Consider the following 21,439-nt stretch of genomic DNA (forward strand, 5'->3'; position numbering starts at 1 on the left):
AGTTCCGAACCGCTAGACGCGGTCGACGAGCTGCGCCTCGCCCTGGAGACGTGCGCAGTGCGCGCAGCAGAAGATCTCGGCGTCCGCCTCGACCCCGTGCCCGATGATGCGGCACCCGCAGTGCGCACAGGTCGGCGCCATCGCCTGGATCGCGCATTCGAAGCTGTCGAACGTGCCGACCCGATCTCCGCGCGCGACCGTGAACACCTTGTCGTAGACGTTCCCGCAGGTGTCGCAGGTCGCCGTCAGGGTGCCCGTCTCCGACGTGCCGCTGATGGTCATGATCCGGCCTCGTCCTCCTCCTCGAGGCGCTCGAGCAGCATCTTCTTGCCCTGCTCGCCGGCTTTCAGGCTGTTGTGCTGGATCTTGCGGAACCAGTCCGCGAGCTCCGTGTCGCCGGCACGATCCGCGTCATCCGCGTAGGTCTGCATCGTCCAGGCGTTGCGCAGCGACGCCTCCAGCACCGCGACGAGGTTGTAGTTCTTGTCCTTCATCGCCGATTCGGGTGCGCTGGTCATGGTGCTCTCCTTCGTTCGGGGGCACCAGGATGCCGCGGCGCACGGCGGTCGTCGAAGGGGGTGGCGTCCTCCGGGACGGAGGCGTACCCTCACCTCATTGCGCGGCGAGTCCCGCGAGCAGTTCCAGCACGCACAGTGCTACCAAACGCACGGTCCGGCCGTCCTCGGCATCCGCCGTCGCGTCGACCTCGGCGATGTCCGCGCTCACGACCCTGGCATCCGACGCCACGGCCCTGGTCAGGGCGCGCAGCTCCCACGCGGCCAGGCCACCGGGGACGCTCGCCGGGCAGCCGGGAGCGACCGATCGATCGCACACGTCGACGTCGATGTCGAGGTGGATGCGCGCTGCGGCATCCGCTCCGGCGACGGAAAGCGCTTCGGCGACCACGTCGTCGATCGTCCGCCGGCGCAGCTCGTCCAGCGTGATCACCCGGATGCCCCAGTCCGCGGCGCGCCGTGCGTAGGCCGCCGAGTTCGCGAAGTCCGCGATGCCGATCTGCACGATGCGTCGCGGATCGATGCGCTCGCCGTCCGGAGCGTCCTGCACGAGCCGGCGCACGGGCGATCCGTTCGAGACCCCGTCGCGCAGATCGAAGTGCGCGTCGAAGGTGATCAGGCCGGTCGCACCGGCTCCGCGGGCGACGGGGTAGGTGACGGAGTTGTCGCCGCCGAGTGCGACGACGAACGCCGGCTCCAGCGCGCGCACGCGCGCCACGACACCCTCGACGTCGGTGTCCGCGTCCGCGACGTCGCCGGCGTCGGCGATCCTCAGGGCATCTGCCAGGTCGACGAGCGGAGGTCCCATGACCGTCGTGCTGAAGCGCCGCAGCGCCTCGCGGATCGCGGCAGGCGTGGCATGCGCGCCCGTGGGTGACAACGAGGTCCGCCAGGCCGGGATGCCGAGGAGCACGGCGTCCGAGGCGTCGTCGGGGGCAGGCCAGGAACCGGCTCGGGGCCAGAGCGGATCGTGCGAGAGCGCCATGTCAGACTCCGGGGATCAGGTTGTGGGCGATGGTGAAGATGAGAAGGCCGGCGAGGGCTCCGACGACCGTGCCGTTCAGGCGGATGTACTGCAGGTCGCGGCCGACCATGAGCTCGATCTTCTCGGTCGTCTCCGCCGGATCCCAGCGCTCGACCGTGTCGGTGATGATGGACGCGATGTCGTGGCGGTAGCGGTCCACGAGGAACACCGCGGCATCCGTGATCCAGGAGTCCACTCGGCGTTGCAGGGATTCCTCCGTGGTCAGCCGTTCGCCGATCTCCCGCACCGCCTGGGCCGCGCGCACGCGCAGCCCGCTCTGCGGGTCGGCGAGCGAGGTCAGCAGTCCCGCCTTGGCGGTGTGCCACGCCTCGGCCGCGAGCGCCGCGACGCGCGGGCTGTCGAACAGGGCCGTCTTGGCGTTCTCCAGCTTGGCTCTGGTGGCCTCGTCGTGCTGCAGCCCTTCGGCGAGACGCGCGAGGTAGCCGTCGATCGCGATCCGTGCGGGATGCCGGGGGTCGGCCTGTACGGCGCCCACGAACCGCACCGCCTCGTGGTACACCGTGTCGTCGACGAAGCGGTGCGCCAGCTTCGGCACCCAGGACGGCAGACGGCGCGAGACCAGTCCTGAGAACGACTCGGCGTTGGCGTCGAGCCACGTCGCGATGCTGTCCACAGCCAGATCGACCGCGCCATGGTGGGCGTCGGTCTCCACGATGCGCTGCAGCCAGACGCCGGCAGGCGTCCCCCAGTCCGGCTCGATGAGGTGCTCCCGGGCGAGGTCGCCGATGAGGTCGCGCACGTCGTCGTCGCTCAGGGCACCCAGCACGGCGGACGCGACGGTCGCGCCCTCCGCCGCGACGCGGTCGGCGTGCGCCGGCACCCGCAGCCATTCGCCCGCTCTGGCGGCGATGCGGGTGCGCGAGAGCTTCTCCCTCACGACGTCCGCGGCGAGGAAGTTCGTCTCCACGAACTCGCCGAGCGTGCGTCCGATCTCGTCCTTGCGGGTGGGGATGATCGCCGTGTGCGGGATCGGCAGGCCCAGTGGGCGGCGGAACAGGGCGGTGACGGCGAACCAGTCCGCGAGGGCTCCGACCATGCCGCCCTCGGCCGCCGCACGGACGTACGCGAGCCAGGTGTAGCGCTCCTGAAGCCAGAACGCGAGGACGAAGGCCACGGCCATGGCGATCAGGGCGCCGAGGGCGACCGCCTTCATCCGGCGCAGTGCGATCAGCCGGTCGCGATCGGCCGGGGAGAGCAGAGCGACGGGAGTGCGCGACATGTCGTCATCCTCCCACGCCGGTGCCCCGGTTCACGCGAGTACCCTCGAAGGGTGATCGAAGACATCAAGAAGCGCGCCCTGCATCGCACGAGCATCCTCGAGGGGCAGCTGCGCGGCGTCGCGCGGATGATCGAGAACGAGGAGTACTGCATGGACATCATCACCCAGTCCCGGGCGATCCAGAAGTCCCTCGAGTCGCTGAATCGTCTGCTGCTGGAGAACCACCTGCGCACGCACGTGACGCACATGTTCGAGCGCGGCGGTGACCAGCGCGACCAGGCGGTCACCGAGCTCCTGAAGGCGTTCGACTTCGACCGCCGGTAACGGTCAGTCCTCCAGAGGCCCCAGCCACGCGGTGGCGGCCGTGGCGTGCGCCGACTCCGGATCGGACGGGTGGAACGCCCCTGCGATCACATCCCGATAGAGCCGCGACAGTTCATGGGAGGAGAAGTACGCTCCGCCGCCGGCGGTGAGGATCGCGTCGTCGACGACGCGCTTGGCCATCGAGACGGCCCGGTGCTTGACGCCCGAGAGCAGCGTGAACCAGCGCCCGCCGTGGTCGGCGAGCGCGTCGACGTCGCGGGCGAGAGCGGTGATCTGCGGGGGCAGCGCGTCGTAGGCGAGGCCCATGTCGGCGATCCGCCAGCGGATGTCGGGGTCCTGGCTGTACGTCGTGCTGGTCTTCTTCGATCGGCGCCGCTGCACGGTCTCGACGGCGAGGTCGAGCGCGCGCCGGGCGATGCCGGTGTAGACGGCCGCGAGCAGGATCTCGAACACGCTGAAGATGCCGAACACGATCGGGTCGGGGTTCGGGCCGGGATCGATCCGGCGCACGACGTGCTCCGGGCGCGCGACGGCGCCGTTCAGCCGCGTGGTCCTGCTCTGCGTCGCACGCATGCCGAGCGTGTCCCAGTCGTCGCTCGTGACGACGGCATCCGTGCGGTCGACGAACGCGAACACGAGCTTCGGGGCGTCGGGGGACGTCGTGTCCAGCCCGTGCAGCCCGAGCTTCGTCCACACCGGAGCGAGCGAGGTGAAGATCTTCGTGCCGGTGAACGAGTAGCCGCCGTCCTGTCGGGGTGAGGCGTCCGTGTCGCTGCCGAACAGGACCAGATCGTTTCCGCCCTCGCTGATGCCGAAGGCGAACACCTCTCCGGCGACGGCGCCGTCCTGGACGAACTCGAGCCCGGTGACGCCGCGGTCGCTGAAGACCTTGGCGACACCGGTCCACACCAGGTGCATGTTGATTGCGAGCGCCGTGGCGGGCGCGGCCGACGCCAGTCGCTGCTGCAGGATCGCGGCCTGTTCGAGTCCGAGGCCCGCGCCTCCGCGTTCGGTCGGCACGAGGATGCGGAGATAGCCGGCTTCGCGCAGCTCGTCGAGATCCTGCTGCGGGAAGGTGTTCTCGCGGTCGTGGATCGGTGCGCGCTCCCGGATGCGCTCGAGCAGGTCGTCGGGGAGGTGGACGGCCGGATCGAAGTCCGATCGGCCGTCAGCGGGTCGCGCGGTGGTCATGAGAGCGCCTCCAGGATCTGCTTCATGGTCTCCTCCGGCCTGTCGCGGTGCGGTGAGTGACCGGCTCCCGAGACGACGGACATCGAGATGCGCGGATTGCCGGCCAGGACGGACTCGGCCGTGTCGCCGGTGAAGAGGCTGTAGACCTCCGGATCCGCGCCGATCACATGCGTCGGGACCTCCAGTCGGGCGGCGGCTTCGCGCACATCCCAGGTCCGGTTCTGGGCGCTGGTCTGGGCGACCGCCCAGGCGCTGGCCCTGGCCACGGCGTCGATCTTCAGCTCGAGGTCCTGCTCGTGCCAGTGCGGATGCTCTTCGCGGACGGCTTCGAGCCGGTTGTCGGCGAAGGCGCGTTCCTGGCTGCGTCGGACGATGCTCGCGTCCCTCCCGTCGACGAGGATGGCCGGGTCTATGAGCAGGAGCCTCTTCGTCCAGGAGGCGTCGGACGCGGCGGCCACGGTGCCGGCGGCGCCGCCCAGGGAGTGGCCGATGACGGCATCCCAGGATGCGCGATGTCGAGGCCGCGTGGCGGCGAGGTCCTCGGCGTACGCGGCCACGGTGTAGTCCAGCGTCCGGGGTGCGTCGCCGTGGCCCCGCAGATCGACCGCCACCGCTCGCCACCCGGCGTTCGCCAGCGCGTCGCCGATGCGCCACATGAGCGCCCCGGAGGAGCCGAGGCCGTGCACGAGCAGGGCGGTCTTCGCGGAATCCGGTGCGCCCCAGGTCAGCCGGGGCAGAATCACAGCAGCCACGGGATCAGCCTACTGATCCGTCCCGATGCCTCGGCCGTCGTTCGGCCGGGTCAGGACAGGGGCGGCATGTCCGCGGCGATGGTCAGCACGCGCGCAGCCGCCGCATGCCCGGCGGACAGGCGCTCGGCGAGGGGCAGGTCCTCGAGGGTCGCGGCGAGGAACCCGGACGCGAAGGCGTCACCGGCCCCGACCGGCTCGACGACCTCGACGACGGGAGCGGGCACGAACACCGGCTCGGCGTCGCCGGCGAACGCGGTCGCGCCGATGTCGCCGTCCTTGACGACCAGAAGGGGGCAGTTCGGAAGGAACGCCCGGATCGCCGTCGCCGTGGCGGTTCCCCAGATGCGTTCGGCCTCGTCGCGGCCGACGAACGCGATGTCCGCGGCATCCGCGAGGCGGGCGAGGGCGGACGCGGCATCCTCGAGAGACCACAGGGCGCGACGGTCGTTGACGTCGAAGGACACCAGGGCTCCCGCGGCGCGCGCGTCCGCGTACAGGCGGTCGACCATGTCGCGGCAGGACACGGACAGCGCGGGCGTGATCCCGGTCGTGTGCACGATGCGCACGCCGGACAGACGCTCGGTCGACAGCATCCCCGCCGCCATGCCGGACGCCGCCGAGCCGCGCCGGTAGTAGCGGACCGAGGATCCCTCGGCGGCCGGGTCCTTGAACATCACCCCGGTCGGGGCCTGCGGATCGCGCTCGACCCACAGACCGACGCCGCGCCGCTCGAGTTCGTCCACGATCCGGGTGCCGAGCGGGTCGTCACCGACCCGAGAGGCCCACACGGCGCGGTGCCCGGCCGCCGCGAGACCGGCGGCGACGTTGGATTCGGCCCCGGCGAGCCCGAGGGACGCTTCGGATGCCGCGGAGAGGGGGCCGTCGGTCGGGGTGACGAGGATCATCGTCTCGCCGATGCAGACGACCTCGGCTGGTGCAGTGCTCATGAAGGGGTGACCGCCACGGGTTCGGTGTCGGGAAAGGGACTCGGGTCGCGGTGCCGCAGGTCGGGGAAGGCCCGGACGAACACGACGGCGACGACCACACCGACGATAGCGAACAGCACGGCCGCGAGGTACGCGCCGCGGGCGCCGCCGGTGCTGTCGACGAGGAAGCCCGCGATCGCCGAACCGGCTGCCGCTCCGATCAGCTGACCGGTCCCTGCCCATCCGAAGGCCTCGGCGGTCTCGCTGAACTTGACGCTGGCCGTGGTGATCGCGAACAGCACGGCCAGTGCGGGTGCGATGCCGATGCCGGCGATCAGCAGAGTGCCGCCCAGCCAGAACACGTTGAGCGAGACCATCGTCAGGGCGAGGCCGATCGTGACGATGACGAGCCGGCGCGCCATGGCCCACGGGCCGATCGGGATGTGGCCCATGGACAGGCCGCCTGCGAGGCTGCCGACGGCGAAGACCGCCAGGACGACACCCGCCTCGATGCTGCCGTGCTCGAAGGTCGCCACGACGCCGACCTCGACGGCCGAGCAGGCGCCGATCAGGAGGAACCCGATCACGGTCGCCAGCAGTACCGGCGGCTTCAGCACGACCCGTCCGAAGGCGCGCCGGCTGCGCGGGATGCGGACCCGGCCGACCTCGGGGGAGAGGATGAACCAGCCGCAGCCGACGACGAGGAGGGCCGCCACGAGCAGCAGTCCCTCGGTCGTGCCGATCTGCGTGGACACGAGCGTGATGACCACCGGTGCGAGGATCCAGATGATCTCCTGCAGCGAGGCGTCCAGGGAGAACAGCGGCGTCAGCTGCGAGGAGTTGACGAGCTTGGGATAGATCGTGCGGACGGCCGACTGGATCGGCGGGGTGGCGAGACCGGCGACGAGGCCGAAGAACATGTATCCGGGAAGGATCAGCGGCAGCAGCGCGACGCAGAGGAACGCCGCCACGCAGACCGTCGTGGTGAGGGTGAGGACGCGGCGCATGCCCCAGGCGCCCATCCAGCGGCTCGTCACCGGCCCGGCGACGGCCTGCCCGACGGAGGTCGCGGCGAGGACGAGTCCTGCGGCGCCGTACGACCCGGTCTGCTGCTCGACGTGCAGCAGGATCGCCAGGGACGCCATGCCGTTGGGGAAGCGTGCGGTCAGCTGCGCCGCGATCATGCGCCCCACACCAGGGGTGCGAAGAAGGTCCCGATATCCCGCCACGAGACAACGGTACCCGCCCTGCCGCGGCGGTTCGGAGCGGTCGGATGCCGCGACACGCCGCGACACGCCGAAGCGGTCTCTCCACAGGAAATCCGATGTCCGGACCCCGGCGTAGCGTGCCGCCTGTGGATGGATCCGCTCCGGGGGTTCGCGAGCCGCGATTTGACGCGCTTCGCAGGCCTTCGAGAAAGTTCGCCGGCTGTGGATGAAACGGTGGAGAACCTGTGTTGTATCAGTGGAGAGCGGTGGAAAACTACACGGATGTAACTACTATCCCTTGTGGTCGGTCCGAATGTCCGTCCCTATATGTAGTATTGAACTCCCGGCGGGGGGTCTGCCGGCAAAACAGGATTCTGAGGGGAAGCGATATGTCGATCACGGTCTACACCAAGCCTTCGTGCGTGCAGTGCAACGCCACCTACCGGGCGCTGGACGCCAAGGGCATCGAGTACGAGATCCACGACCTCTCCGAGGACGCTGCGGCGCTCGAGCAGGTCAAGGCTCTCGGCTACATGCAGGCCCCGGTCGTCGTGACCGACGAGGGTCACTGGTCGGGCTTCCGTCCCGACAAGATCGACGAACTCGCCGCCCGTCTGGCGTGACCGAGAGGAGGTGACCGCATGAGCGCCGTCGCGACAGCAGCGCCGCTCCTGGTCTACTTCTCCAGCGTCTCCGGGAACACGGCGCGCTTCATCGAGAAGCTCGGTCTCCCGGCTCGCCGCATCCCCCTGCACCGCACCGACGAGGACCTCGTCGTGGACGAGCCGTTCGTGCTCGTCACCCCCACGTACGGGGGCGGTCAGGGGCGCGGGGAGGAGAAGGGCGCCGTACCCAAGCAGGTGATCCGGTTCCTCAACGACGAGCGCAACCGGCGACACATCCGCGGCGTGATCTCCGCGGGCAACACCAACTTCGGCGAGGCCTTCTGCCTCGCCGGCGACATCATCAGCCGCAAGTGCCACGTGCCTCACTTGTATCGGCTAGAGATCTTCGGCACACAGGACGATGTCGATCGCGTGACCGACGGATTGGAACGACGGTGGAAGCTTCAGTGACCGAGACGGTGGCCTTCAAGGAGAACCCCGCATTCGAGGGCCTCGACTACCACGCCCTCAACGCGATGCTCAACCTCTACGACGCGAACGGGAAGATCCAGTTCGACGCCGACAAGCGGGCGGCGCGGGAGTACTTCCTGCAGCACGTGAACCAGAACACGGTGTTCTTCCACTCGCTCAAGGAGCGTCTGGACTATCTCGTGGAGAAGGAGTACTACGAGGGCGCCGTCATCGAGAAGTACTCGTTCGACTTCATCCAGCGCCTCAACGATCTCGCCTACTCGAAGAAGTTCCGCTTCGAGACGTTCCTGGGCGCGTTCAAGTACTACACGAGCTACACACTGAAGACGTTCGACGGCAAGCGCTACCTCGAGCGCTTCGAGGACCGCGTCGTCATGACCGCGCTCGCCCTCGCCGACGGCGACGAGCAGGTCGCGATCGACCTCGTCGAGGAGATCATCTCCGGACGGTTCCAGCCGGCCACGCCGACCTTCCTCAATGCGGGCAAGGCCCAGCGCGGCGAGCTCGTCAGCTGCTTCCTGCTGCGCATCGAGGACAACATGGAGTCGATCGCCCGCGGCATCAACTCCGCCCTGCAGCTGTCCAAGCGCGGCGGCGGCGTCGCGCTGCTGCTGTCGAACATCCGTGAGTCGGGTGCGCCGATCAAGCAGATCGAGAACCAGTCCTCTGGCATCATCCCGGTGATGAAGCTCCTCGAAGACAGCTTCAGCTACGCCAACCAGCTCGGGGCCCGCCAGGGCGCCGGTGCCGTCTACCTCAACGCGCACCACCCCGACATCATGCGCTTCCTCGACACCAAGCGCGAGAACGCGGACGAGAAGATCCGCATCAAGACCCTGTCGCTCGGCGTGGTCGTGCCGGACATCACGTTCGAGCTCGCCAAGAACGACGAGGACATGTACCTCTTCTCGCCGTACGACGTCGAGAAGGTCTACGGGGTGCCGTTCGGCGACATCTCCGTGACCGAGAAGTACCGCGAGATGGTGGACGACCCGCGCATCAAGAAGACGAAGATCAACGCGCGCGAGTTCTTCCAGACGATCGCCGAGATCCAGTTCGAGTCGGGCTACCCGTACATCATGTTCGAGGACACGGTGAACAAGGCCAACCCGATCAAGGGCCGCATCAACATGTCCAACCTCTGCAGCGAGATCCTGCAGGTGAACACGCCGACCACGTACAACGAGGACCTCTCGTACGACCAGATCGGCAAAGACATCTCCTGCAACCTGGGTTCCATGAACATCGCGCTGGCGATGGACGGCGGCGACCTCGGCGCGACGGTCGAGACCGCCATCCGCGGTCTGACGGCGGTGAGCAACCAGAGCCACATCGCCTCGGTGCGCTCGATCGAGGACGGCAACGACCGTTCGCACGCGATCGGCCTGGGCCAGATGAACCTGCACGGGTACCTCGCCCGCGAGCACGTCTTCTACGGGTCCGAAGAGGGCATCGACTTCACGAACATCTACTTCTACACGGTGCTGTTCCACGCGCTGCGCGCCTCGAACAAGCTCGCGATCGAGCGCGGTGAGGCCTTCGACGGCTTCGAGGACTCCACCTACGCCTCGGGCGCCTTCTTCGACAAGTACATCGATCAGGCCTGGGAGCCGGCGACCGCCAAGGTCAAGGAGCTCTTCGCCGGTCACTTCGTCCCGACGCAGGCCGACTGGGTCGAGCTGAAGGAGTCCATCCAGAAGCACGGCATCTACAACCAGAACCTGCAGGCCGTGCCGCCGACCGGATCGATCTCGTACATCAACAACTCGACGTCCTCGATCCACCCGATCGCGTCGAAGATCGAGATCCGCAAGGAGGGCAAGCTCGGTCGCGTGTACTACCCGGCGGCGTTCATGACGAACGACAACCTGGAGTACTACCAGGACGCGTACGAGATCGGCTACGAGAAGGTCATCGACACCTATGCCGCGGCCACGCAGCACGTCGACCAGGGCCTGTCGCTGACGCTGTTCTTCAAGGACACCGCCACCACGCGCGACATCAACAAGGCGCAGATCTACGCATGGCGCAAGGGCATCAAGACGATCTACTACATCCGTCTGCGTCAGCTGGCGCTCGAGGGCACCGACATGACCGAGTGCGTCTCCTGCATGCTCTGAGCCCGATCCCGAACCCGAGAGACGACGAAGAATGACTCCGCACGAACCCCTCAAGCTGGTCGACCGCGTCCAGGCGATCAACTGGAACCGCATCCAGGACGACAAGGACCTCGAGGTCTGGAACCGCCTGGTGAACAACTTCTGGCTGCCCGAGAAGGTGCCGCTGTCGAACGACATCCAGTCGTGGAACACGCTCACCGCCGAGGAGCAGACGCTCACCATGCGCGTCTTCACGGGGCTGACGCTCCTGGACACCATCCAGGGCACCGTCGGCGCGGTCTCGCTCATCCCGGACGCGATCACGCCGCATGAGGAGGCCGTCTACACGAACATCGCGTTCATGGAGTCGGTGCACGCGAAGAGCTACTCGTCGATCTTCTCGACGCTGTGCTCGACCAAGGAGATCGACGAGGCGTTCCGCTGGTCCGTGGAGAACCCGAACCTTCAGAAGAAGGCTCAGATCGTCATGGACTACTACCGCGGGGACGAGCCGCTCAAGCGCAAGGTCGCCTCGACCCTGCTGGAGAGCTTCCTGTTCTACTCGGGCTTCTACCTGCCGATGCACTGGTCGTCGCGCGCGAAGCTGACCAACACGGCCGACCTCATCCGCCTCATCATCCGCGACGAGGCCGTGCACGGGTACTACATCGGCTACAAGTTCCAGCGGGGGCTCGAGACGCTGGACCAGGCGAAGAAGGACGAGCTGAAGGACTACACGTTCTCGCTGCTCTACGAGCTCTACGACAACGAGGTGCAGTACACGCAGGACCTCTACGACGGCGTCGGCCTGACCGAGGACGTCAAGAAGTTCCTGCACTACAACGCCAACAAGGCGCTCATGAACCTCGGCTACGAGGCGATGTTCCCCTCGACGGTCACGAACGTGAACCCGGCGATCCTGTCGGCGCTCTCGCCGAACGCGGACGAGAACCACGACTTCTTCAGCGGGTCGGGCTCGTCCTACGTGATCGGCAAGGCCGAGGCCACCGAGGACGACGACTGGGACTTCTGACCGTCTGTCAGCAGGACCTCTGGAAGGGGCCCGGGATGCAGGAGACTGCAGACCCGGGCCCCTTCCCGTGTCGCGTGTCGGAACCTGTGATCGGGAGCCGGCGGCATCGGCCAGACTGATCCGACAGTCCGGGAGGTGCGCGTGTCCGAGAGACGTCGGTGGTGGCAACGGCCGCGCTCCGCGCACGCGGCATGGCGGGCGGCGTGGATCAGCGCGATCCTGATCACGGCGCTCGGGGCGGCGCTGATCCCCCTCCCGCCCTGGGCGCTCGATTATCGGCTCGAGGGATGGACGGCCGTCGGCGTGCCGATCGGACTCGTCGCGAGTGCCGTCGCGGTCGGCATCGACCTGCTCACCTGCCGCGCGCGCGGCGCCGATCCGAGCCTCGCGCCCGCCCGGATCTTCGGCGCGTTCCCGCTCGGCCTCGGGATCGGACTCGTCGTCTCCAGCATCCCTCTGGCGACCGGCGCGTTCGATGAGGAACGGATTCCTGACCGCAACGGCGCGGCCTTCCTGATGGTCGGCGCCGTCCTGGTCGTCGTCGGAGCTCTGCTCTTCCCGTTCGCGGCGAGGGTTCAGCGCAACGCGGAGAGCGGCGACGGCGCATCACGGCCGCGCAGAAAGCGGCGGACGCTCTGGGGCGCGCTCGCCGTGCTCATCGCGCTCGCGGCGCCGCTCGCCGCGCTCCAACTCGCCTCCCCGCCGGCGCGCACACAGGCGGCTCCGGCCCTGGTCGTCGGCACGGTCGGCGACCGGACCGTCGCGCTGGTCACGTTCCGGCTCGACACGTTCCCTGCACCGGACCTCGCGCGCGTGCTCTCGGACGGTCGCAGCGTGCAGGCGGCGCTGTTCGATCTGGACAGCGGCGATCGCCTGTGGAGCACGCTCCTCGCCGGTGATCCCGATCAGCGCTACGACGCCGTGCCGACAGCGCTCGACGGGCGGCGGGCGACCGTCAGCACGACGGACGGCCTGGTCGCGCTGGATGCCGCCACCGGCGAGATCCTGTCGACCGACCGCTCCGCTCCGGCCCCGGACGTGAACATCCCCGGCAACTCCTTCGACCCGCAGGCCTGGTCCGTCACGAGCCGGACCGTGCGGCTTCCGGGCGGCGATGAGCTCGAGCCCGACTGGGCGACGGGCGCGGACGCCGTGGTGCTGCTGGAGGAGTCGACCGCCGAGCCCGCCGGTGCGGGTGAAGGGTTCGTCGTGACGCAGTCCGAGAGCGGCGACGACTTCCTGATCCAGGGCGCGGAACTCGAGACGCGGGAGCTGATCGGCACGGTGACCTCGACCCAGGAGGCCGCCGCGGTCGTGGACAGCGGAGCAGGCCACGTGGCTCTTCTCGGCACGAACGACGAGCATCAGGCGATTCTCGTCGTCGCGACCGAGGCCGGCATCCGCACGATCGTGATCGGGGCGCACCCACCTCCTCGTTGGTGAGGCCCTCGCCCGTCAGTTGCGCGTTCTCGCCTCGAACAGCAGGGCGAAGGACGCCGGGATCGATCGCACGAAGGCCGCGCGGCGCTCCGCGACGGCCCGCTTCCGCGCCGCGCGCGCCTGACGCTGTTCCCAGCGCATCTCGCGGATCCGGTCGCTGAACTCGCGCGCCTCGTCGGGGCTCATGATGTCGTGTCGCATGTCGCGTCCTCTCGAACCGGGGCGTCGCCTTCCGTCGCCCTCACCAGGACCACGAACGCGTAGTGCGGACTTCGACACGGCCATCGGAAAAGAACTTGCGACTTCTTCGCGCCGTGCTGTCGAATCGACAGGGGCGTGTTCGTGGTGATGATGAGGGTCGCCGCACGTGCGATCGAGAGGAGCGCGATGACAGCGCGACAGAAGTTCCTGGTCATCCACATGACGGACCGGGCCGGTGCGGACTGGGATCCCGACATCGACGGCGTCGCGCTGCAGCGTTGGCTGGAGTTCCGCGACGGCCCGGATGGGTGGGAAGCCAACGGCCAGACCGTGTCCGGCCCCGAACAGGCGCGGCGCATCACCGCCCACCGCGGCGAGGTCGTGGTGACTGACGGCCCGTTCCCGGAGTTCACCGAGTGGTTTCTCGGCGTGGAATGGATCGAGGCCGTCGACATCGAAGAGGCGACGCGGTTGCTCGAGTCGCACTCGACCGCGCGGATCGGTCGGATGTACCTCGTACCCGCGAGCGGGCAGTAGTGAGCGGGAAGAACACGTCGCCCGACGCCGACGTCGTCATCTCGCGCACGCACCGTGAGGAGTGGACCAGGATCGTGGCCGGTCTTGTTCGCCGCTACGGCGACCTGGACATCGCCGAGGAGACGGCCGCTGAAGCCTTCGTGACGGCGGTCGAACGATGGCCCGTCGACGGAGTGCCTCCGAATCCCGGCGCGTGGATCACCACCACGGCGCACCGCAAGGCGCTCGACCGGCTTCGTCGTGAGGCGAAGAGAGCGGACAAGCAGAAGGAGGCGCTCCTGATGCAGGACGACTCGCCGGCCGAACCCGTCGGCATCATCGACGATGATCGACTGCGACTGATCTTCACGTGCTGTCATCCCGTGCTGTCGATCGAAGCCCGGGTTGCGCTCACCCTGCGGATGGTCGGTGGTCTCACCGTCTCCGAGATCGCGAGGGCGTTCCTCGTCCAGGAGACGACCATGGGGCAGCGGATCAGCCGAGCCAAGGCCAGGATCAGGGCAGCGCGCGTGCCGTTCCGCTTACCCGAGCGCGAGGACGTCCCCTTGCGCATCGACGGCGTGCTCGCCGTGCTGTACCTCATCTTCAACGAGGGCTACTTCGCGTCCGGAACGGACGTCGAACCGATCCGCCGCGACCTCACCGACGAGGCCATCCGGCTCGCGCGACTCGTGCGAGCACTCCTTCCCCCCGGCTCCCGCGAGGATGCCGAGGCGTCGGGGCTGCTCGCACTGATGCTGCTCACCCAGGCGCGGGCGGGCGCTCGCCTCTCCGTCGACGGAACGCTCGTCCGCCTGGATGAGCAGGACCGCACGTCCTGGGATCGGAGCCTGATCGAGGAGGGCATCGCGCTGCTGGACGAGCGGGAAGGGCGCCGACCGGCCGACGACGGCCCCGGACGCTATCAGATCCTCGCAGCGATCAACGCCGTGCACGTGTCGGCTCGGCACGCACGAGACACCGACTGGGGGCGCATCGTGGCGTTGTACAACAAACTCGAGCACCTCGACCCGAACCCGATCGTCCGACTCAACAGGGCGATCGCGATCTCCGAGTACGACTCGCCGGAGGTCGCCCTGGCGCTCGTCGAGGATCTCGGCTCCGCCCTCGACGGTCACCACGCGTTCCACGCGACGCGCGCCGAGCTGCTGCGTCTGACGGGTCGGCTCGCCGCCGCCCGCGGAGCCTATGATCGTGCGATCGAGCTGGCGGTCAACTCTGCCGAGACCGCCCACCTCGTCCGCCGGCGCGGAGAGATCGCGTCGACCGGGTCCAAGAGCATCACCATCGACGACAACGGAGGAATCTCATGACCAGCAGGTATCTCGTCATCCACATGACTGACTCGACGGGGTCGGCCCTTCCCGAATCGGAGGATCGTCGGATGCTCGGCGATTGGGCGGAGAGGGGCAGGGACGCGGGGATGCTCGGACCCGGAGCGCCTGTCGCAGGGCCCGAGCAGGCGAAATCCGTCGCCGTCCGGGGCGGCGAGCTGCTCATCACGGACGGCCCGTTCCCGGAGTTCAAGGAATGGTTCGCCGGATACGACCTGATCGAGGCCGAATCGATCGACGATGCCGCCGCGTACATGAGCGCGCACCCGACCGCCGTGTCCGGGAGGATGTACATCCTCCCGGTCGTGACACTGCCCTGGGAGCAGGCCGCGGCTGCCGATTCTTGAAGGTCGTTCACGCCCTGATCGAGGGCCTGTCACAGGTCACAGTCCCCGGTTGGCGCTCCAGCGCCTCGCGGCCTCGGAAGCGGCGGCCTCGATGATCGCGTCGATTTCCGGGGAGCGGCGCGCGGGGAAGGACACATAGGCGCCGCGGCCTCCGGCGACGGGCCGTCCGTATGCCTTCACGGCGAGGGTGTCGTCGGGCAGCAGTCTGACCGTCAGCGTCTGGAGCTCGAAGGTTTCGCCGCGTCGTTCGTCCTGCCACCGCAGATGCGCCGGGATGTCGACGTTCAGTGCGAGCGCGTTGACCTGGATGTCGTCGTCCATGCCTCGAGCGTATCCGGCACGCCGGCGCGCGGCCTGTTCACGCCGGGTATCCGCTTCCCCGCAGCATCCTGGCCAGGTGGGCGGCGTTCGCGGCCGCCGTCGCGATCGACTGCGCGACCTTCTCGGGAGTGGCGGGCAGATCCTTGTAGTCGGTGGTCTGCATCGCCTCACCGTTCCAGTACACCGAGCCCTGGGCCGGGATGCTGAATCCGACGTCGTCGAGAGCCTGGAACAGGACGGCCGCGATGTGGTGCGCACCGTCCTCGTTGCCGACGATCCCGGCGATCGCGACCTTGTCGAACAGAGTGGGGCGACCGCGGGCATCCGTCTCGCTCAACTCGGCATCGAGACGCTCGAGAACCCGCTGCGCGACGCTGGAGTGCTGGCCGAGCCAGGTGGGGGTGAGGAAGACGAGAACATCGGCGGCGAGCACCTGGGCGCGCAGCGCCGGCCATTCGTCGCCGTCACCCATGTCCTTGCCCACGCCCGGGGCGAAGGAGTGGTCCACGGCCCGGACCATGGTGCCGATGACTCCGTGCGCGGCGAGAGCCTCGAGGATCTGCCGGCCGAGGACCTCCGAGCTCGACTCCGCGGGAGAGGGCTTGAGCGTGCAGTTGATCGCGAGTGCGGTGAGTTGTGCATCCATACCGGAACGGTAGGTCTCCCGAGCGGAGCCCAGGAGGGGGTTTCGTCCCCCTTCGAGGTGCGCTAGGTCGAGTCGCGACCACTCGTCCCGGTATCCTGGTCGGAGCGAGATTTCCCGACGTCAGGAGCGCCCGATGATCCTCAGCTTCATCTTCTTCATGATCCTCTTCCTCGGGGGCTTCTGGCTGATGGGCATCTCGTTCGGGCTCCCGGAGTTCCAGGCGCTGGCCTTCCTCGGCGGACTCGCCCTCATCTGCATCGCGCTGGCGTTCATGATGCGCGAGGGACGCAGCGGCGCGACGCGTCGTTCGAACAACTGGGACGGCGGACCCTCGGCCAGCTGAGCCGCATGCGGCGCCGCAGACGCGGACTCAGGCGCGCTTCGCGAGCCGCATCTCCAGGTTCGCCTTGACGGCAGGCCACTCCGGCTCGATGATCGAGTACTCCACGCTGTCCCTCAGGGCTCCGTTGCGATAGCGCATCACCGCGCGCATCACGCCGTCCTGCTTGGCACCGAGTCGTTCGATCGCCGCGCGGGACTGGAAGTTCACCCACTGCGTCGTCAGACCCACGCGGTACACCCCGAGCTCTTGGAAGGCGTGCCGCATGAGCAGGTACTTGGATTCGGCGTTCGTCCCGGTCCCGTGCGCCGACGGCCGGTTCCAGGTGTAGCCGATGTGCAGCCGGGGGACGTCGGCGGCGAGGTCGTAGAACGCGGTCTGGCCGATGATGCGTCCGGTCGCATCGAACGCCGTGAACGGCACCATCTCACCGCGCTCGGCCTTCGCCAGTCGCTCCTCGATCGCCGCGGCCACTCCGTCCGGCGCCGGGACCGAGGTGTACCACGCGGTCGTGAACAGCTCGCCCTCCTGCACCGCCTCGACGAGGCCGTCGTGATGCGAGCGCTCCAGCGGTCGGAGCTCCACGAGGCGACCGGTAAGGGTGAGCGGTGCGGGGGCGATGCGGAAGGCCATGCGTCCATTCAATCAGCCGGCCGTGCGCGGTCCGCGCTAGCGTGATGCCCATGAAGACCGTTCCGTTCGCTCAGGCCACCGCCCCCGCCGTCGTCGCCGGGATGATGCGCATCCACGACAAGGACGATGCCGACATCCGTGCGCTCTATGACGCGGCGCGCGCCGGAGGCATCGACTTCTTCGATCACGCCGACATCTACGGCGGGAGGATGCACCGGTGCGAGGAGCGGTTCGCCGAGGCCCTGCAGCTGGGTCCGTCCGAACGCGACGAGATCACGCTGCAGACCAAGTGCGGCATCGCCCCCGCCGAAGGGGCCTACGACTTCTCGGCCGAGCACATCCTCCGTCAGGTCGACGGATCTCTCGCCGCGCTGCGCACGGATCGCATCGACGTCCTGCTGCTGCACCGGCCGGATGCTCTGGTCGAACCGGACGAGGTCGCGCGCGCCTTCGACGAGCTGGAGTCCTCCGGCAAGGTCCGCGCCTTCGGCGTGTCCAACCACACGCCGCGTCAGATCGACCTGCTGCGCACCGCGGTGGCGCAGCCGCTCGTCGCCAACCAGCTGCAGTTGTCGCTCACGCACGCGTCGATCATCGCCGGGCCCATCGCCGCCAACCGGGAGGCGACCGATCAGAGCATCACCCGCGACGGCGGCGGCATCCTCGAGTACTGCCGGATCAACGGCATCACGATCCAGGCATGGTCTCCGATGCAGGCCGCCATCGGTCAGGGCTCCTTCGTCGGCAGCGCGGATCACCCGGAGCTCAACGCTGTGCTCGACCGTCTCGCCGACACGCACGGATCGACGCCGACCGGCATCGCCGTCGCGTGGATCACCCGTCATCCCGCCGCGATGCAGGTCGTGATGGGGACGACCACTCCCGAGCGCCTGTCGGCGGCCGCGCAGGGCGCCGACGTCCGGCTCAGCCGCACCGAATGGTACGAGCAGTACCGCGCCGCCGGACACCTCCTGCCCTGACCCGCCGCGCGTCGTCGTCTACCCTGTAGCCATGCCGTTCCTCTTCTCGCTCCTGGTCATCGCGCTGATGATCGGCGCCCTGATCGACATCATCACGCGCGATGACACCCAGGTGCGCCATCTGCCGAAGCTCGTCTGGATCATCATCGTGATCCTGCTTCCGCTGATCGGGAGCGTCCTGTGGTTCGCCCTCGGGCGCGAGTACTCCTCCGACGGTGTCGCGATGCCCCGGATGCCGCGTCGAGAGCGCGCGCAGCGCACCCCGCGAGCGGCCGCTCCCACCGCTCCGCCGGTGCGGCCGGTGGACACCCGGACAACCGAGGAGCAGATCGCGGACCTGGATCGCGAGATCGAGGAGTGGCGGCTGCGCGCGGAGATCGAGAAGCGCAAGCAGGCGCGCGGCGAGGCCTGACGCCGCCTCAGCCCGTGACAGGGACGAGGTCGAAGGACTCCCGCAGCGCTGGCTCGAGCGTCGGGTAGCGGAAGCCGTAGCCGGCCGCGGACAGCTTCTCGGGCACGACCCAGCGGCTCTTGAGGATCAGCTCGGTCTCGGTCCGGATGCCGATGGCGCCGATCTCCAGCATCCAGCGCGGCAGCGGCGGACCGATCCGCACGCCGAGCACTCTGCGGATCGTCGCCATGAACGTCGCGTTGTCCACCGGGGTCGGCGCCGCTGCGTTGACCGGACCCTCGAGCTCGGGATGCTCCTCGAGGAAGTCGATGATGCCGGCGACGTCGTCGACGTGCACCCAGCTGAAGCGCTGCCGACCGCGCCGGGCCCCGGGCAGGTGCGCCGTCCCGGCATCCCGTCGCCGGGCGGACACCGGCCACCGGCCGTCGTGCTGGGCGCCGCCGAGGCCGAGCCGTGCCAGGGTGCGCAGCGGCCCGAGCACGCCGCCGTTTCCGAGCACGATGGCGCTGCGCAGGGCGACGCGACGCGTTCGCGGCAACGGATCCGCGAACAATGCGCGCTCCCAGGCTTTCGCGACCTCGACCGAGAAGCCTGTGCCCAGCTCGCCGTCGGCTTCCGTCATCGGGCGGTCCTCCGCGTGCCGGTAGATCGTCGCCGTGGACGAGTTGACCCACAGCGGCGGCGGCGCAGCGGCGCGACCGATCGCCCGGCTGAGCGCCGCGGTCGTCTCGAGCCGCGAGGAGAAGATCTCGGCGCGGTTCTCGGGCGTGTAGCGGCAGTTCACGCTCTTGCCGGCGAGTCCGATGACGAGCGCCGCACTGTCGACGGCGGCGTCGATGCCGGCCTGGTCGGCCCAGGAGAGGTCGGCGCCGGACCGGGAGATCGTGATGACCTCTCGGCCCTCGGATCGGTACTTGTCCGTCAGATGGCGCCCCATGAACCCCGAGGATCCGCCGATGACGACCCGGCCCGCGCTCATGACTCCTCCTCGATCCGGTAGGTGAACGTGCCCGCATACTCGTAGATCCGGCCGATCAGGGGTGCGTCGACCGTGAGTTCGACGCGCTGACGACCGGATGCCTCGTCGACCCCCTCGCGCAATCGGATGCGCGGGGCGAGCCGGCCGGAGAGGCGCGGACGCATCCGGCCGACGCGCAGGCCCACCGTGCGGCTCGTCAGCCGCAGGGACCCGCCGTCGGTGCCGACGTCGAAGCTCGCGGCCAGCAGCGGCGGCTCGCCCAGTTCGTCGACCAGCCGGCCGTGCGGCTTCAGCGCCACGGCGTCGCGCATCACCCAGTCGCCGCCGGGCAGCCGCAGCGTGCGCTCGGCGATGGCACGTCCGGCGACCGTCCGGTTCTCGATCCGGAACGGGACGTTCTCGTACCAGCCCGCCACGAGGATGCCGCGGCGCTGCAGGGGACGCAGCAGCGGGGCGAGCCAGCCGCGACGCGTGCCGACGCGCTCGAACACGCCCTCGCCGACGCCGACGCGGCCTTCGGGGATCGCCGAGAAGTAGCGCCGGGTGGACGCGTCCAACAGCGGCATCCGGGAGCCCAGGGCACGTGCGTACGGGGACGTGGAGGGATGCCTCATGCCCTCGAGCGTACTCGCGCGGTGCGAGCTCAACGCGCCGCAGAGGCGGCGGCGTAGGCGTCGACGCTCGCGGGGGAGAGCACCTCGCGCGCGACCATGATGGCGGCGCCCACGACCGCTGCGCGCTCCCCGGCCTGCGTCTGCACTATCGCGAGGTGCTGGGTCGCCAGGGGGATGGAGCGGCGGTACACGACCTCGCGGACGCCGGCGAGCAGATGCTCCCCGGCGCGGGCGATGCTGCCTCCGAGCACGATGATGGACGGGTTGAGCAGGTTCACGACCGTGGCGAGCACCTCCCCGACATCGCGCCCCGCCTGCCGGGTGGCGGCGATCGCTGCGGGGTGGCCGGCGCGGACGAGCGAGACGACGTCCGAGCTGTTCGCCGCTTCCAGTCCCTGCGCGCGCAGGGAGGCCGCGATCGCCGAGCCGCTCGCGAGCGCCTCCAGATCGCGCTCGTCGCCGGGGTCGCGCTCTCCGCCGGTGCCGTGCGGCACCTGCACGTGTCCCATGTCGCCCGCCGAGCCCTGCGCGCCTCGCTGGAGCTCCCCTCCGGCGATGATCCCGGCGCCGATGCCGGTGGCGACCTTCACGAAGACGAGGTCGTCGACCCCGGGCCACGACGTGACCTGCTCGCCGAGGGCGAGGATGTTGACGTCGTTGTCCACGAGGACCGGTACGGCGAACCTCCGCTGCACGTATCCCGGGATGTCGAACCGATCCCAGCCCGGCATGATCGGCGGATTGGTGGGGCGTCCGGTCGAGTGCTCGACGGGGCCCGGGACCCCGATGCCCACGCCGAACAACGGCCCGGTTCCCGCGGTCTCGAGCAGCGCCGCGCCGTCGGCGAGGATGGCATCGAGCAGAGCCTCGGGGCCGTCGGCGATGTCGATCGCGCGGGTGCGGGACTCGAGGATGCCTCCGGCGAGATCGGCGACGGCGACCGTCGCGTGCGTCGCGCCGAGATCGACGGCCAGCGTGCGCCCCGCCGCGGGATTGAACGCCACGCGCACGGGCGGACGCCCCCCGGTCGAGGCGGCCTCTCCGGCGGGGGCGAGGAGCCCCGCCGACAGCAGGGCGTCGACCCGCAGCGCGACCGTGGATCGGGCGAGGCCTGTGAGGGACGCGAGTTCCGCCTTGGTGCGGGCCCGCCCGTCCCGGAGCAGCTGGAAGATCTCTCCCGCCCCGGGGCTGGGGGCCGTGCCCGCGCGCAGTGCCTCGACCATTGCGCCAGTAAACCACACGCTTT

At 69.2% G+C, this 21,439-nt stretch carries 27 protein-coding genes; 12 read left to right on the forward strand and 15 right to left on the reverse strand.

What is annotated here, in order from left to right; all coding sequences use genetic code 11:
• Window positions 1-12: 12 nt before the first annotated feature.
• From AC3RXZ_RS08190 to AC3RXZ_RS08205, 4 genes are all read right to left on the reverse strand, one after another.
• Window positions 13-282 (reverse strand): metallothionein, encoded by a 270-nt coding sequence (locus AC3RXZ_RS08190; RefSeq protein WP_243230854.1) that lies wholly within the window; start codon window positions 280-282, stop codon window positions 13-15.
• A complete protein-coding gene (locus AC3RXZ_RS08195; RefSeq protein ID WP_491493700.1) occupies window positions 279-518 on the reverse strand; it encodes a hypothetical protein in 240 nt (79 codons plus the stop codon). Before AC3RXZ_RS08195 ends, AC3RXZ_RS08190 begins: the two co-directional genes overlap by 4 nt.
• 94 nt (window positions 519-612) lie before the next feature.
• The gene (locus AC3RXZ_RS08200) at window positions 613-1,500 is read right to left on the reverse strand and encodes an arginase family protein (protein ID WP_491493701.1); all 888 of its coding nucleotides are present in this window, start codon (window positions 1,498-1,500) and stop codon (window positions 613-615) included.
• Window position 1,501: 1 nt separating this feature from the next.
• Window positions 1,502-2,779, reverse strand: coding sequence for a DUF445 domain-containing protein (locus AC3RXZ_RS08205; protein ID WP_491493702.1), 1,278 nt, complete (start codon window positions 2,777-2,779; stop codon window positions 1,502-1,504).
• Between the two features lie 51 nt (window positions 2,780-2,830).
• Between AC3RXZ_RS08205 and AC3RXZ_RS08210 the strand changes: the two genes are divergently transcribed.
• Window positions 2,831-3,103 (forward strand): metal-sensitive transcriptional regulator, encoded by a 273-nt coding sequence (locus AC3RXZ_RS08210; protein ID WP_491493703.1) that lies wholly within the window; start codon window positions 2,831-2,833, stop codon window positions 3,101-3,103.
• Window positions 3,104-3,106: 3 nt separating this feature from the next.
• On the opposite strand, the gene AC3RXZ_RS08215 is transcribed toward AC3RXZ_RS08210, so the two are convergent.
• The 4 genes from AC3RXZ_RS08215 to AC3RXZ_RS08230 are packed head-to-tail and all read right to left on the reverse strand — an operon-like array spanning window position 3,107 to window position 7,201.
• On the reverse strand, window positions 3,107-4,294 hold the full coding sequence (locus AC3RXZ_RS08215) for an acyl-CoA dehydrogenase family protein (RefSeq protein WP_491493704.1): 1,188 nt from the start codon (window positions 4,292-4,294) through the stop codon (window positions 3,107-3,109).
• Window positions 4,291-5,046: an alpha/beta fold hydrolase gene (locus tag AC3RXZ_RS08220; protein ID WP_491493705.1), complete on the reverse strand. Its 756-nt coding sequence runs from the start codon at window positions 5,044-5,046 to the stop codon at window positions 4,291-4,293. The genes AC3RXZ_RS08215 and AC3RXZ_RS08220 overlap by 4 nt, the downstream gene beginning before the upstream one ends.
• Before the next feature lie 50 nt (window positions 5,047-5,096).
• On the reverse strand, window positions 5,097-5,993 hold the full coding sequence (locus AC3RXZ_RS08225) for a sugar kinase (RefSeq protein ID WP_243230866.1): 897 nt from the start codon (window positions 5,991-5,993) through the stop codon (window positions 5,097-5,099).
• Window positions 5,990-7,201 carry an MFS transporter gene (locus AC3RXZ_RS08230; protein ID WP_243230868.1) on the reverse strand — a complete coding sequence of 404 codons (1,212 nt, stop codon included), beginning with the start codon at window positions 7,199-7,201 and terminating at the stop codon, window positions 5,990-5,992. The genes AC3RXZ_RS08225 and AC3RXZ_RS08230 overlap by 4 nt, the downstream gene beginning before the upstream one ends.
• A 368-nt stretch (window positions 7,202-7,569) precedes the next feature.
• Here AC3RXZ_RS08230 and nrdH point away from each other — a divergent pair, with 368 nt between their 5' ends.
• The 5 genes from nrdH (at window position 7,570) to AC3RXZ_RS08255 (ending at window position 12,852) form a co-directional block, all read left to right on the forward strand.
• The gene (nrdH, locus tag AC3RXZ_RS08235; protein ID WP_120228032.1) at window positions 7,570-7,803 is read left to right on the forward strand and encodes a glutaredoxin-like protein NrdH; all 234 of its coding nucleotides are present in this window, start codon (window positions 7,570-7,572) and stop codon (window positions 7,801-7,803) included.
• A gap of 18 nt (window positions 7,804-7,821) precedes the next feature.
• The gene (gene nrdI / locus AC3RXZ_RS08240) at window positions 7,822-8,256 is read left to right on the forward strand and encodes a class Ib ribonucleoside-diphosphate reductase assembly flavoprotein NrdI (protein WP_243230877.1); all 435 of its coding nucleotides are present in this window, start codon (window positions 7,822-7,824) and stop codon (window positions 8,254-8,256) included.
• The gene (gene nrdE / locus AC3RXZ_RS08245) at window positions 8,253-10,397 is read left to right on the forward strand and encodes a class 1b ribonucleoside-diphosphate reductase subunit alpha (protein WP_491493706.1); all 2,145 of its coding nucleotides are present in this window, start codon (window positions 8,253-8,255) and stop codon (window positions 10,395-10,397) included. The genes nrdI and nrdE overlap by 4 nt, the downstream gene beginning before the upstream one ends.
• Before the next feature lie 31 nt (window positions 10,398-10,428).
• Window positions 10,429-11,409: a class 1b ribonucleoside-diphosphate reductase subunit beta gene (nrdF, locus tag AC3RXZ_RS08250; RefSeq protein ID WP_243233241.1), complete on the forward strand. Its 981-nt coding sequence runs from the start codon at window positions 10,429-10,431 to the stop codon at window positions 11,407-11,409.
• Between the two features lie 141 nt (window positions 11,410-11,550).
• Window positions 11,551-12,852 carry a hypothetical protein gene (locus AC3RXZ_RS08255; protein ID WP_491493707.1) on the forward strand — a complete coding sequence of 434 codons (1,302 nt, stop codon included), beginning with the start codon at window positions 11,551-11,553 and terminating at the stop codon, window positions 12,850-12,852.
• A gap of 12 nt (window positions 12,853-12,864) precedes the next feature.
• On the opposite strand, the gene AC3RXZ_RS08260 is transcribed toward AC3RXZ_RS08255, so the two are convergent.
• Window positions 12,865-13,050, reverse strand: a complete 186-nt coding sequence (locus tag AC3RXZ_RS08260; protein ID WP_243233245.1) for a hypothetical protein — start codon at window positions 13,048-13,050, stop codon at window positions 12,865-12,867.
• Window positions 13,051-13,236: 186 nt separating this feature from the next.
• Between AC3RXZ_RS08260 and AC3RXZ_RS08265 the strand changes: the two genes are divergently transcribed.
• From AC3RXZ_RS08265 to AC3RXZ_RS08275, 3 genes are read left to right on the forward strand one after another with little or no spacing between them, the layout of a single operon-like run.
• Complete coding sequence (locus tag AC3RXZ_RS08265; RefSeq protein WP_243233247.1) at window positions 13,237-13,587, forward strand: YciI family protein; 351 nt, start codon at window positions 13,237-13,239, stop codon at window positions 13,585-13,587.
• The gene (locus AC3RXZ_RS08270) at window positions 13,587-14,900 is read left to right on the forward strand and encodes an RNA polymerase sigma factor (protein WP_243233249.1); all 1,314 of its coding nucleotides are present in this window, start codon (window positions 13,587-13,589) and stop codon (window positions 14,898-14,900) included. Before AC3RXZ_RS08265 ends, AC3RXZ_RS08270 begins: the two co-directional genes overlap by 1 nt.
• 23 nt (window positions 14,901-14,923) lie before the next feature.
• Window positions 14,924-15,268 carry a YciI family protein gene (locus AC3RXZ_RS08275; protein ID WP_498265583.1) on the forward strand — a complete coding sequence of 115 codons (345 nt, stop codon included), beginning with the start codon at window positions 14,924-14,926 and terminating at the stop codon, window positions 15,266-15,268.
• Window positions 15,269-15,304: 36 nt separating this feature from the next.
• Here the strand turns inward: AC3RXZ_RS08275 and AC3RXZ_RS08280 are convergent, their stop codons facing one another.
• Entirely contained in the window at window positions 15,305-15,589 is a 285-nt protein-coding gene (locus AC3RXZ_RS08280; protein ID WP_491493708.1) for a hypothetical protein, read from the reverse strand.
• 37 nt (window positions 15,590-15,626) lie between these two features.
• Window positions 15,627-16,235, reverse strand: coding sequence for a flavodoxin family protein (locus AC3RXZ_RS08285; RefSeq protein ID WP_491493709.1), 609 nt, complete (start codon window positions 16,233-16,235; stop codon window positions 15,627-15,629).
• A 133-nt stretch (window positions 16,236-16,368) separates the two neighbouring features.
• Here AC3RXZ_RS08285 and AC3RXZ_RS08290 point away from each other — a divergent pair, with 133 nt between their 5' ends.
• Window positions 16,369-16,578 (forward strand): hypothetical protein, encoded by a 210-nt coding sequence (locus AC3RXZ_RS08290; protein ID WP_243233266.1) that lies wholly within the window; start codon window positions 16,369-16,371, stop codon window positions 16,576-16,578.
• Window positions 16,579-16,605: 27 nt separating this feature from the next.
• Here the strand turns inward: AC3RXZ_RS08290 and AC3RXZ_RS08295 are convergent, their stop codons facing one another.
• Entirely contained in the window at window positions 16,606-17,208 is a 603-nt protein-coding gene (locus tag AC3RXZ_RS08295) for a GNAT family N-acetyltransferase (protein WP_491493710.1), read from the reverse strand.
• Window positions 17,209-17,258: 50 nt separating this feature from the next.
• Here AC3RXZ_RS08295 and AC3RXZ_RS08300 point away from each other — a divergent pair, with 50 nt between their 5' ends.
• Window positions 17,259-18,188, forward strand: coding sequence for an aldo/keto reductase (locus tag AC3RXZ_RS08300; protein ID WP_491493711.1), 930 nt, complete (start codon window positions 17,259-17,261; stop codon window positions 18,186-18,188).
• Between the two features lie 31 nt (window positions 18,189-18,219).
• A complete protein-coding gene (locus AC3RXZ_RS08305) occupies window positions 18,220-18,600 on the forward strand; it encodes a PLDc N-terminal domain-containing protein (RefSeq protein WP_491493712.1) in 381 nt (126 codons plus the stop codon).
• Between the two features lie 7 nt (window positions 18,601-18,607).
• Here AC3RXZ_RS08305 and AC3RXZ_RS08310 read toward each other — a convergent pair whose 3' ends face one another.
• Genes AC3RXZ_RS08310 through AC3RXZ_RS08320 form a run of 3 tightly spaced genes read right to left on the reverse strand, consistent with a single transcriptional unit; the run spans window position 18,608 to window position 21,416 of the window.
• Window positions 18,608-19,579, reverse strand: a complete 972-nt coding sequence (locus AC3RXZ_RS08310; RefSeq protein WP_491493713.1) for an epimerase — start codon at window positions 19,577-19,579, stop codon at window positions 18,608-18,610.
• Window positions 19,576-20,193, reverse strand: a complete 618-nt coding sequence (locus AC3RXZ_RS08315) for a DUF4166 domain-containing protein (RefSeq protein ID WP_491493714.1) — start codon at window positions 20,191-20,193, stop codon at window positions 19,576-19,578. Before AC3RXZ_RS08315 ends, AC3RXZ_RS08310 begins: the two co-directional genes overlap by 4 nt.
• A 29-nt stretch (window positions 20,194-20,222) precedes the next feature.
• Window positions 20,223-21,416, reverse strand: a complete 1,194-nt coding sequence (locus tag AC3RXZ_RS08320) for an ROK family transcriptional regulator (RefSeq protein WP_491493715.1) — start codon at window positions 21,414-21,416, stop codon at window positions 20,223-20,225.
• Window positions 21,417-21,439 lie beyond the last annotated feature (23 nt).

The organism is Microbacterium cucumeris (genome assembly GCF_058349845.2).

Bases quoted from the DNA above. Each gene is read 5' to 3' on its own strand.
- AC3RXZ_RS08190 (WP_243230854.1), bottom strand. From the start codon at position 282: ATGACCATCAGCGGCACGTCGGAGACGGGCACCCTGACGGCGACCTGC.
- AC3RXZ_RS08195 (WP_491493700.1), bottom strand. From the start codon at position 518: ATGACCAGCGCACCCGAATCGGCGATGAAGGACAAGAACTACAACCTC.
- AC3RXZ_RS08200 (WP_491493701.1), bottom strand. From the start codon at position 1,500: ATGGCGCTCTCGCACGATCCGCTCTGGCCCCGAGCCGGTTCCTGGCCT.
- AC3RXZ_RS08205 (WP_491493702.1), bottom strand. From the start codon at position 2,779: ATGTCGCGCACTCCCGTCGCTCTGCTCTCCCCGGCCGATCGCGACCGG.
- AC3RXZ_RS08215 (WP_491493704.1), bottom strand. From the start codon at position 4,294: ATGACCACCGCGCGACCCGCTGACGGCCGATCGGACTTCGATCCGGCC.
- AC3RXZ_RS08225 (WP_243230866.1), bottom strand. From the start codon at position 5,993: ATGAGCACTGCACCAGCCGAGGTCGTCTGCATCGGCGAGACGATGATC.
- nrdH (WP_120228032.1), top strand. From the start codon at position 7,570: ATGTCGATCACGGTCTACACCAAGCCTTCGTGCGTGCAGTGCAACGCC.
- nrdI (WP_243230877.1), top strand. From the start codon at position 7,822: ATGAGCGCCGTCGCGACAGCAGCGCCGCTCCTGGTCTACTTCTCCAGC.
- nrdF (WP_243233241.1), top strand. From the start codon at position 10,429: ATGACTCCGCACGAACCCCTCAAGCTGGTCGACCGCGTCCAGGCGATC.
- AC3RXZ_RS08260 (WP_243233245.1), bottom strand. From the start codon at position 13,050: ATGCGACACGACATCATGAGCCCCGACGAGGCGCGCGAGTTCAGCGAC.
- AC3RXZ_RS08265 (WP_243233247.1), top strand. From the start codon at position 13,237: ATGACAGCGCGACAGAAGTTCCTGGTCATCCACATGACGGACCGGGCC.
- AC3RXZ_RS08275 (WP_498265583.1), top strand. From the start codon at position 14,924: ATGACTGACTCGACGGGGTCGGCCCTTCCCGAATCGGAGGATCGTCGG.
- AC3RXZ_RS08280 (WP_491493708.1), bottom strand. From the start codon at position 15,589: ATGGACGACGACATCCAGGTCAACGCGCTCGCACTGAACGTCGACATC.
- AC3RXZ_RS08285 (WP_491493709.1), bottom strand. From the start codon at position 16,235: ATGGATGCACAACTCACCGCACTCGCGATCAACTGCACGCTCAAGCCC.
- AC3RXZ_RS08290 (WP_243233266.1), top strand. From the start codon at position 16,369: ATGATCCTCAGCTTCATCTTCTTCATGATCCTCTTCCTCGGGGGCTTC.
- AC3RXZ_RS08295 (WP_491493710.1), bottom strand. From the start codon at position 17,208: ATGGCCTTCCGCATCGCCCCCGCACCGCTCACCCTTACCGGTCGCCTC.
- AC3RXZ_RS08300 (WP_491493711.1), top strand. From the start codon at position 17,259: ATGAAGACCGTTCCGTTCGCTCAGGCCACCGCCCCCGCCGTCGTCGCC.
- AC3RXZ_RS08305 (WP_491493712.1), top strand. From the start codon at position 18,220: ATGCCGTTCCTCTTCTCGCTCCTGGTCATCGCGCTGATGATCGGCGCC.
- AC3RXZ_RS08310 (WP_491493713.1), bottom strand. From the start codon at position 19,579: ATGAGCGCGGGCCGGGTCGTCATCGGCGGATCCTCGGGGTTCATGGGG.
- AC3RXZ_RS08315 (WP_491493714.1), bottom strand. From the start codon at position 20,193: ATGAGGCATCCCTCCACGTCCCCGTACGCACGTGCCCTGGGCTCCCGG.
- AC3RXZ_RS08320 (WP_491493715.1), bottom strand. From the start codon at position 21,416: ATGGTCGAGGCACTGCGCGCGGGCACGGCCCCCAGCCCCGGGGCGGGA.